Origin of the sequence: Halalkalibacter sp. APA_J-10(15), from assembly GCF_023017105.1 — a bacterium.
Taxonomy (GTDB): Bacteria; Bacillota; Bacilli; order Bacillales; family Bacillaceae_D; genus Halalkalibacter.
This window is the reverse complement of sequence record NZ_JALKEV010000018.1, coordinates 103,356-112,184: the sequence shown is the minus strand read 5'-3', so window position 1 is coordinate 112,184 and position 8,829 is coordinate 103,356. Positions and strand designations below refer to the sequence as shown.

General features: G+C 39.4%; 12 protein-coding genes, 1 rRNA gene and 1 riboswitch. Of the genes, 3 read left to right on the top strand and 10 right to left on the bottom strand.

Annotated features, from left to right (window positions below; genetic code table 11):
- Positions 1-67: ribosomal RNA gene (locus MW695_RS18880) — 16S ribosomal RNA — on the bottom strand; the annotation flags it as partial.
- A gap of 256 nt (positions 68-323) precedes the next feature.
- A complete protein-coding gene (locus MW695_RS18875; RefSeq protein ID WP_247107044.1) occupies positions 324-551 on the bottom strand; it encodes a hypothetical protein in 228 nt (75 codons plus the stop codon).
- Between the two features lie 320 nt (positions 552-871).
- Between MW695_RS18875 and pdaB the strand changes: the two genes are divergently transcribed.
- The gene (gene pdaB, locus MW695_RS18870; RefSeq protein WP_247107043.1) at positions 872-1,633 is read left to right on the top strand and encodes a polysaccharide deacetylase family sporulation protein PdaB; all 762 of its coding nucleotides are present in this window, start codon (positions 872-874) and stop codon (positions 1,631-1,633) included.
- 344 nt (positions 1,634-1,977) lie between these two features.
- Here the strand turns inward: pdaB and MW695_RS18865 are convergent, their stop codons facing one another.
- Positions 1,978-2,571: a KinB-signaling pathway activation protein gene (locus tag MW695_RS18865; RefSeq protein WP_247107042.1), complete on the bottom strand. Its 594-nt coding sequence runs from the start codon at positions 2,569-2,571 to the stop codon at positions 1,978-1,980.
- Positions 2,572-2,716: 145 nt separating this feature from the next.
- Here MW695_RS18865 and gerD point away from each other — a divergent pair, with 145 nt between their 5' ends.
- A complete protein-coding gene (gerD, locus tag MW695_RS18860) occupies positions 2,717-3,325 on the top strand; it encodes a spore germination lipoprotein GerD (protein ID WP_247107041.1) in 609 nt (202 codons plus the stop codon).
- 536 nt (positions 3,326-3,861) lie between these two features.
- On the opposite strand, the gene MW695_RS18855 is transcribed toward gerD, so the two are convergent.
- The 6 genes from MW695_RS18855 to MW695_RS18830 form a co-directional block, all read right to left on the bottom strand.
- Positions 3,862-4,914 (bottom strand): Mrp/NBP35 family ATP-binding protein, encoded by a 1,053-nt coding sequence (locus tag MW695_RS18855; protein WP_252120818.1) that lies wholly within the window; start codon positions 4,912-4,914, stop codon positions 3,862-3,864.
- 98 nt (positions 4,915-5,012) lie between these two features.
- Positions 5,013-5,726: an N-acetylmuramoyl-L-alanine amidase CwlD gene (gene cwlD / locus MW695_RS18850; protein WP_247107054.1), complete on the bottom strand. Its 714-nt coding sequence runs from the start codon at positions 5,724-5,726 to the stop codon at positions 5,013-5,015.
- A 228-nt stretch (positions 5,727-5,954) separates the two neighbouring features.
- On the bottom strand, positions 5,955-6,128 hold the full coding sequence (locus MW695_RS18845) for a hypothetical protein (RefSeq protein WP_247107040.1): 174 nt from the start codon (positions 6,126-6,128) through the stop codon (positions 5,955-5,957).
- A 41-nt stretch (positions 6,129-6,169) separates the two neighbouring features.
- Positions 6,170-6,610 (bottom strand): YbaK family protein, encoded by a 441-nt coding sequence (locus MW695_RS18840; RefSeq protein WP_247107039.1) that lies wholly within the window; start codon positions 6,608-6,610, stop codon positions 6,170-6,172.
- Between the two features lie 178 nt (positions 6,611-6,788).
- Complete coding sequence (locus MW695_RS18835) at positions 6,789-7,049, bottom strand: hypothetical protein (protein ID WP_247107038.1); 261 nt, start codon at positions 7,047-7,049, stop codon at positions 6,789-6,791.
- A gap of 163 nt (positions 7,050-7,212) precedes the next feature.
- Positions 7,213-7,299: riboswitch (cyclic di-GMP riboswitch) on the bottom strand.
- A gap of 88 nt (positions 7,300-7,387) precedes the next feature.
- Complete coding sequence (locus MW695_RS18830; RefSeq protein ID WP_274169714.1) at positions 7,388-8,002, bottom strand: methyl-accepting chemotaxis protein; 615 nt, start codon at positions 8,000-8,002, stop codon at positions 7,388-7,390.
- Between MW695_RS18830 and MW695_RS18825 the strand changes: the two genes are divergently transcribed.
- Entirely contained in the window at positions 7,996-8,283 is a 288-nt protein-coding gene (locus tag MW695_RS18825; RefSeq protein ID WP_308446105.1) for an SDR family NAD(P)-dependent oxidoreductase, read from the top strand. The two genes, MW695_RS18830 and MW695_RS18825, sit on opposite strands and share 7 nt — an antisense overlap.
- Here the strand turns inward: MW695_RS18825 and MW695_RS22985 are convergent.
- Positions 8,203-8,814, bottom strand: a complete 612-nt coding sequence (locus MW695_RS22985) for a response regulator transcription factor (protein ID WP_247107037.1) — start codon at positions 8,812-8,814, stop codon at positions 8,203-8,205. The genes MW695_RS18825 and MW695_RS22985 overlap by 81 nt on opposite strands.
- Positions 8,815-8,829: the final 15 nt, after the last annotated feature.

Genomic DNA, 8,829 nt, shown 5'->3' with positions numbered 1-8,829 from the left:
GCTCGACTTGCATGTATTAGGCACGCCGCCAGCGTTCGTCCTGAGCCAGGATCAAACTCTCCATAAAAGTTGAGTTGAATTAGCTCATATATTTCATAAAACATTGACGAGATTCCTTGTTGCTCACGCAACAATTGTCTCTTTTTCGCTTGGCTTTTGTTCAGTTTTCAAAGAGCTTGCTTGACATCGCTCTTAAGCGACTAAAATAATATACCACGGTGAATCATCGTTGTCAAATTAAATTTCATAAACAATATGACTGCTACCGGGTGGATTAATAATTTAACATGTTTGCATCATCGAGTCAATATATTTTTCAAAAATTATTGCATATTTCTTCGGTTTCTTTTCAATAGATACTTTAACGTTTCATTTGCAGGAACAAAACGTTTATACATATTGAATATAACCTGATATTTCTCTTCCATCGCTACCTTCACGACGTCATCAATACGAGGATCAGATAAATCTAATAAGATTTCCTCCATTTCCCTTCTTAACATATACTCCACTTCTTGTACTTCCTGCTCATTAAACATGAACCCTAACACGCGACCACCTCGACTATTGGAAATAAATCATCACTTTATTATTTTTGAATACAACTCTATGAGCATCTATCTTGGAAACATCATGCGCAGTCGATACAATCATTTAAACTTGCCTGGAACGAAACGTGTACCGACGGCATAGATACTTTCCCTTCTCTCGTTATTTTTTCCAAAAACTATTTCTGCAAATTTCATGCTTCCTTATCCATTTAAAAAATAACCTCCTTAAATTCTTTTCGTTTCTGATGATTTTTATTCATATCTTGTCCAGTTTTGAAATAGATTGATGGTAACGAACAACGACGAGGAGGACTAAACCATTGAATTTCTATTGGATCGTAAGCGCAAAAAAAATAAAGCAACTAATGCTAATCATACTTGTAGCCTTTTTCACCGCGAGTTTAGTGTTTGTCGAACGAAATCAAATCAGTGTTTTTTCAACAACGGATGGGCCACAAGCTTTTTACAAAGCCGAGATTGATAAGAAGCAAATCGCCCTTACGTTTAACATTAGCTGGGGAGAGGAGCAGTTACTCCCTATTCTTGAAATTTTAGATGAAAAGGGGATTGAACAGGCCAACTTCTTCGTCTCTGCATCTTGGGCTGAACGATACCCTGAGTTAATTGAAGAGATCCACAAGCGTGGACACAGCATCGGAAGTCACGGCTATCGTTACAAAGACTATGTTACATGGGAGCAGGACAAAGTAAGGAATGATTTAAATAAAAGCACACAAGTACTAGAAGAATTAACGGGCGAGAGGCCTACGTTGCTACGACCACCAAATGGGAGCTTCAATAAAGAGGTACTATCCATATCAGATCGAGCTGGTTATAGCACCATTCATTGGAGCGTCAATTCAAATGACTATCAAAATCCTGGGGTAGAAGCTATTATCCAATCTGTAGTGCCAAACACGGAGCCTGGAGATGTGATTTTATTTCATGCTTCTGATTCTGTTAAACAAACCCATCAGGCATTACCAATCATTATTGATCAATTGCAAGATGCAGGATTTTCTTTTAAAACTGTAGAGGAATTAATGGCTAACACAGAAACTCAAACAGAAGAAATACATTAAGGAAGGTTGTTCAAGAAGGACTGGCTTTCCCTTGTTGAATGAAGCAATGAACATAGCCGCTACATCTTTTAAAAATCTTATGATCAGTGGTTTTCTGAGCACAAAGGCGCGTAACGAACGGAGCCATTTTCAGAAGGAGTTCGAAAAGAAAGAGAAAGCCAAATCAGAGAAATAAAGAACTGTATACAGCACGTGGACTAATGCACCCCGTCTCAGTCCAACCGTCTGCAGTCCATCGGAAAGTCTAGAATAGGGGGACCACTTATAAATTCCATCGTGCTAAAGACGTTACAAAAGGGTGCTTCCAATGGTTATTATTAGCCCTAGAAGCACCCCTTATCCTGTTATTTAACTGGCTGTTTCGTAAGCCTGTGTAAAATCAACAATTGATACGTATTAGCAAAAAGAAGAGGAGTTAAGTATAACCAGAGCCACTTAGGATCATTTACAGTGAGTGCAGGCACCCATTCAATCGTTGTCACGACTACCATAAAGAACAACGCAGGCACAAATGCTCCTTCATGCGTATCCCTCGCCTTTAAGTAAGCGACTACTAACCCATATGCTAATAATAAAATCGGCATCACCATGTACCCAAATATCGTTTGTCCCTCTTCAACAAATGCAATATACCTAAAGTAAATAAGGTCAAAAATAACAAACGCAACTAAAATAAGCTGAACGGCATTCCATAGTTTATGTGACTTAAACAAACCAAGTCCGAAACGGTGGACCGTCAAGTAAGCGAAAAAACCCATCTGGCTAATCAACGTAAAGGCTGCACTTATTCCTAAAAGCCAAACAACCCCAAAGACTAGATTCAAGAAAGAGCCTTCTACATACATGTCATAATCTAAAATTAAACCAACAATGGCACCACTAACACTTCCAATAAGCAATGTAGTAAAAAAAAGAAAGACGACTTTACGACTATTCACTAGCTAATCCTCCAAATTCAGTTATGCTGTCATGATTGTATCAAACCTCATTCATAAAATGCTAGCTGTTCTCACGCGTTCATGAATAATTTCAGTGAAAATATCTCAAATTAATGACAAAATGACAGAAAGGAGCTAGACAGCTATGACGTTTCGTACCTTCATCTTATTAATATGTCTCCTTTTCACGTTTCTTACTAGCTGTGCAGCAGCTGAGAACGGCAACCAACCTCCTGATTACGAAAGCATGAAAAAAATGATGGTCGATATGCTTAAAACTGATGAAGGGAAACAGGCCATCCAAGAGCTTCTAGCCGATGAGGAAGTTCGAAAAGAGCTTGTGTTAGAAGATACATTTGTTCGAGACACGATCCAACAAACACTGACGTCTGAAGAAGGAAGAACATTTTGGACTGAGGCAGTGAAAGACCCTGAATTTGCCAAAATCTATTCAGAAACGATGCAAACAGAAAATGAAGAAATGATTAAGGTATTAATGAAGGACCCCGAGTATCAATCCATGCTAATTGATGTCCTTCAAGACCCTGAAATGGAGCAAGCATTACTCGAATTAATGAAATCAAAAGAATATAGACAACAAGTGATGACCATTATTTCAGATGCTTTTGAAAGTCCCTATTTCGTAGCAAGGATTAATGAAATATTAATGGGAATAGCAGAGGAACAGCTCGATAAGCTTGTTGAAAAGCAGGACGAGCAGGGACAAGAGGGACAACAAGAACAATCTAGTTAATGCTTTAAGGAAAACCACGCAATGGGAGAGCACTGAAAAAGTTTGATTTTTAACTTTTTTAGTGTCCTCTAAGCAATGTGCGAAACCGTTGTCTGTTGAATGGGTTTCTCCTATCATGCGAGCAACGAGTGAGCCGTTTGCCTAAACAAAGGTACTGAAAAGTCGATTTGCCCTTTTTCATTGGCCTCTGCTGCGGTCTTTGCTTAATGGCTTCATACGTTACAAGGTCTTTTGGATAAGATCACTTGCTACAGGCGGTTCCTCATTCCGCTATTTCGACTATTTAGACTCATTTTGGACTCGTTTTAGTCGAATAGTGGAATGAGGGTTACCTTACTTTCTTCTCACCACTGTTTCAATCATTTAGCGGCAAGAGGATTCCCTTTAGTCTTTTTATTGGCGTTCCGAGGGGAAATGACTCTGTTCGCTACGCGTCTTGTTGCGAGAAAAGCACTCACCACAAGACTTTTATAAGATATAGCGACTACAATTGCTTCATTCAACAAGAGGACAATCCACCTTTTTTTAAACACCCTCTATAACGTTTTCTCGATCACTTTTTTCGAAATATCCATATAAATCTCTCCGATTGGATGAGTCTCCTCATACACCGAAGGAGCAAAGACATCCTCTCTTAGGTCCGGCTGCCCTAACGGAATACGCCCTAGCATGTCGGTTTTCAACTCCTCGACTAGTCGATCGCCGCCACCTTGTCCAAATACATATTCCTTCTCCCCTGTTAACTTACTTTCAAAATAGGCCATATTTTCTACGACCCCGAGGATTTCATGGTGGGTTTTGATAGCCATAGCACCTGCCCTTGCAGCAACAAACGCTGCTGTTGCGTGCGGTGTTGAAACAATGATCTCTTTTGAATGCGGGAGCATCGTATGAATATCAAGTGCCACATCACCTGTACCAGGAGGTAAATCAAGGATTAGATAATCGAGCTCCCCCCATTCGACCTCGGAGAAAAACTGATTAAGCATTTTGCCAAGCATAGGCCCACGCCAAATGACAGGAGCATTCCCTTCTACAAAAAAGCCCATTGAAATCACCTTAACACCAAATCGATCAACAGGATGAATTCGCTCATTGATCACCTGTGGACGCTCTTCAATCCCCATCATATCAGGAACGCTAAAGCCATAAATATCAGCATCAATAATCCCTACTTTTTTTCCGAGACGGGCAAGCGATACAGCTAGGTTCACCGATACCGTTGATTTACCAACACCACCTTTACCACTCGTCACAGCAATAAATGTTGTGTTGTTGCCTTCATCTAATAAGCTCTTTGCTTCACCGGGTTGTGGAAGTCCCCCAAGCGCTTGAATTTCTTCTTCCTTCAATTCCTCAAATCGAAGACCTACTGAATCCACGCCCTCACCTTTTAACAATTGGACAATTTCTTGTTGAATGTCCATTTGTTCAGCTGTCCCTGTTTTAGCAAGAGCTACCTTTAAGCTAACGTGGTCACCGTTTATTTTAATTTCACGAATCCCATTCGTGTCGACAATACTTTTATTTAAATCACGATCTATTACTCCTTTAAGCCAACCTTTAATCTCTAATTCCGTAAAAGCCAAGTATGACACCATCCCTTTTTTAATAATATATACAGTATAGCACAAGCAGGAAAAGGGCTTCATTCTTTACGGTTCGCAATATTGAAGTGACCATAAAATCACAACGGGGGCTTCTCATTCGTATACATACGTAATAACCCTTGATAGATAGACGCTGCAATTTTCTGTTGGTATTCCTCCGTATTCAGCTGTTCCGATTCAAATGGGTTAGAAAGAAAACCCGCTTCAATTAATACACCTGGAATGGTTGCTTCTTTAATAACATATACGTTATGGATTGGCTTAGCTTGTCGAGTCGTATTTTCCAAATTAACCCGAAGCTCATCTTGGACAAACTTAGCCATAGGTTCATTTTCAGGAATCGCGCGATTATAAAAGACTTGTGCTCCGCTCCATTTAGGTGAAGGGATCGCATTTAAATGAATACTAACGAATAAATCTGCATCTGATTCATTAATCACTTCTACACGTCTTTTTAAATCTTGTATTTTGCGATGGCGGATCTTCTGCGTATCAGCATCAGCAAGATCTCGATCTTCTTCACGCGTCATCAAAACAAGGGCTCCAGCTTCTTGTAAGTAGTCACGTAATTGCTCACTAATGGCCAATGTCACATCCTTCTCTAACACTCCGGCCTTCGAAACCGCTCCACCATCAATCCCTCCATGTCCTGGATCTATAATAATAACCTTCCCAGACAAAGGGAGGTTCCACGTTCCCCATGAATCGTTACTAACAAATTGATATTGAATCACACTTAATAAACACACAACACCGATGGCAAACATGACACCTTTTAACCATTTTCTTATCGTCACCGTATTCCCCCCTCGTCCCCGTCTACTTATGTATATTAGGACAAGTAAAAGAATATGAAGTGATTTTTAAGAAAAGCTGCTCAGCAGTCTTATCTTAATTCCGTCGTGCGAAGACAACAGCAACGAACCGTATACGCACGGCCCCGCCTCCTCCTATCGTCTCCACTTTCCATTGAGAGACAATAGGAGAGCGCGCAAAGAACAAAGGGAATCCTCATTCCTCTAAATCGGGCAAACCCCGCTCCCTGAGAAGAAAAAAGGAATCCCCATTCCTCTATTTGAGCTATATAAGGCCAAAAGAGCAATAAAAGCTGAAATAGAGGAATCAGGAACCGTAACGACATAAATAAGTGAAGTAAAGGAAAAATAAAAGGAATGAGGAACCATATACAGCACTTACTCACTCCCTCCTTCATTACATACTTCTACCCTCTTATCTAATGCAACCTCATCCGATAGCGCTTCTCTCCTTCACGAAAGCCTTTGATCCACCAATTATGAACAAAGGCATCGGTGGCTACCTTTAGCGAATCCAACACATATTCTGTATCAGTCAGCCAACCTTGCATCATATAGAACACCATATGGGTAATCTCCGTTAACTCCTCATCACAACGCTTTTTGACATCCATTTCACTCTCGCCATAATAACCAAATTTCGCGTAGTCCGCTCCTAACAAGTAAGCATCAATCGCCATATCCATACAAGGATCAACTAAAAATGGATGGGAAAGCACATAAGCAGGAAAAACAGACTCAAAATGAAGCTGTACATCCTTTTTCAGCTCCTTTAATGATAAGCTCTTTAATACACTCCGCTCGAATTTCCACTGTTTTTCCCTTCGTTTATCCGCTAATGTTGTTACAACCGTTGTCACAAAATCCTCTCCTCTTGTTTTGTTTTCCTTAGTATGAGGAGTTGATCCATGACACATGCTGAGCAATCGTTGTCGGTTTTGGGTTTAATTACATAATAAAAGCTCTAGGTCTATCCAAAAAAAATAAGCTCCCAAAAGTCGTTTCACCTTTTAGGAACATTTTCTTCATCATTGTTATTCACTTCTTATTATAAATCAGTAGCTCCAGCTCTTCTCGATGCTTCTTTGCTTCTTCCTCCATTTGAGCCTTTTTCCGATTATTCATTTCTTCTTTTATGTATACCATCTCTGTCTTAATATCAGATGTTTTCTCAAATTCAAACGCATTTCGAGCAAATTTCAAGTCTGCCAATAAGTCGTTATAACGGGTAATGAGCTGTTCAATAGACCAATCAGTTAAATTCAATAACCTCTTCAAATTCGGTTCAACTTTATACATGTTCGTTCCCCTTCCTATTTTGGCCTTCTGTTTTTTACCACGGTCGGACTACCTAATGCCGTTCTATCTTAGATACAACAAACATTTATCATTAGGACATGTATTATTCACATAAAAAAAGCGGATACCCAAGAACATAGATATCCACTCTCATATCAGTCCCTTCGGCAACCCGGCTACCTTAGTATAATCCTACTTTAGGCCCGCGGCTTTGCGTCCTTATTTTTCAATAAGTTTGCTATTATCGTGAACAATTATTTATTTTATGTTTCAATTGTACCAATTATAAGTATAAAAATCAAAGGTTTTCTCTTACTTTAGATACATTTTCATCCTTGTTATAGGACGTTTAACTCCATATATGTCTTTAGTTTCTTTGATGTCTCCGTTAAGTTCTCAATTTCCGCCATAAATTCGGTTACGAGCTTCGCTTCTTCTTGAGAGCTTGTCGCAATTTCATGAAAATCCTCCTGCATCTGTTCAATCGAAGACTTAATAGCTGTTAATGTATCCTCTATGCTTAAAGTTGCGTTCTTTGAGTCAATCGCTAATTTTCTCACTTCATTTGCAACTACGCCAAAACCAGCACCTTCTTTACCTACCCGAGCAGCCTCGATTGCTGCATTTAAACCGAGTAAATTGGTTTGATCACTAATCCCTTTAATCGTACCAGCCACTTCCGTAATTTTCGATGAATGCTCTACTGTACTCTTTGTATTTTCATTAATTTGTTCAGTCGTTGCTGATAGCTCTTCAGAATGTGCAGCAATGTGTTGTACTTTTCCTAGTAACGAATCAGCCACCTTATCCATACTTAAAATAATTTCATTAAATACATCTTGGTTTTTCGTGCTTACAGCAGCATTAACTGCTGCAATCACCTTGCCGTTCTCATCTTTAATTGGAAAGGAAATACTATTAAACGGCACCCCTAACAGTTGTTGATATTTCAAAAGAAGGCGGAGAAGAAACCGTATCTCTTATTCAAGAGCTCGGAGCAGAAGCCATCTTCGTTCAAGCAGATGTAGGCTCACGGGATGAAGTAAAACAATATGTCGATGAAACAGTAAAAGCCTTCGGAACGATTGATATGTTTTTCAATAACGCTGGAATAGAAGGGTCTGTTACGAAGTTAGCTGAATACCCTGATGACCTATTTGAAAAAGTGGTCGATATTAATCTTAAGGGTGTTTTCTACGGAATGAAATACGTTATCCCAAACTTCTTCAATTAATTGCTCTCTTGGTAAGAACGTTCCGTTGTTCTCCATGAATTTCTTCATAAGCTTATACTCATTTTTACTTAGCTCTACTCCTTGCTGCTTAAAGCTCATCGTCAGCTTTTGACTATCGATAGACAAGTCAACGATCGAGAACACACTTGTATCCCGTTTTGCATACTCACCGTATACTCGCCGAATCGTTGCTTTCACCTTTGATAACAATATGTCAAACGTAAAAGGCTTTGTGATATAATCGTCAGCTCCATATTCAATCGCCATAACCTGATCAACCTCAGCACTTTTGGCTGAAATCATGATAATTGGCACATTCGAATGCTTTCGAAGACTATGACATAAAAAATAGCCATCATAATAAGGCAAATGAATATCTAACAAAACGAGGTCTGGTTGTATTTGAATAAAGTCCTCCGTAACGGTTTTAAAATCTGTTTGCAAAAAAGCCTCATATCCATGCTGTTCAAGCGCTTCCTTCATAAGAGACTGTAATGATTGATCATCTTCAACGATAAACACCTTATACACGTATTCCCCTCCTCA